Below are 256 nucleotides of genomic sequence, written 5' to 3'. Positions count from 1 at the left end.
ACCAGCGGTGCCAATTGACGGTGTACCGGTGGATGGCCCTGGATATCGAGTGTGCCGTTTGGGTCCACCAGTTCCACCCCGAGCATCAGCCCTCGCCCACGAATGTCACCCAATTGCGGCACATCCCGTTGCAGGATGCGCAGGTGTTCAGCCAGGCGTTCGCCCATGGCGGCGGCGTGGCCGGCCAGGTCGTGTTGCTTGAGGTGGCGCATCACCGCCGACCCTGCCGCCATCGCCATCTGGTTGCCACGGAAGG

General features: G+C 65.2%; 1 protein-coding gene. It reads right to left on the bottom strand.

What is annotated here, in order from left to right; all coding sequences use genetic code 11:
- Window positions 1-256: aminotransferase class III-fold pyridoxal phosphate-dependent enzyme (locus SB765_RS31455; protein ID WP_410932735.1), on the bottom strand; the 256-nt coding region annotated here is incomplete at both ends.

The organism is Pseudomonas sp. SIMBA_067, from assembly GCF_046534675.1.
GTDB lineage: Bacteria > Pseudomonadota > Gammaproteobacteria > Pseudomonadales > Pseudomonadaceae > Aquipseudomonas > Aquipseudomonas putida.
The sequence above is the reverse complement of the archived record's forward strand: the minus strand, read 5'-3'. Positions and strand labels throughout refer to the sequence as shown.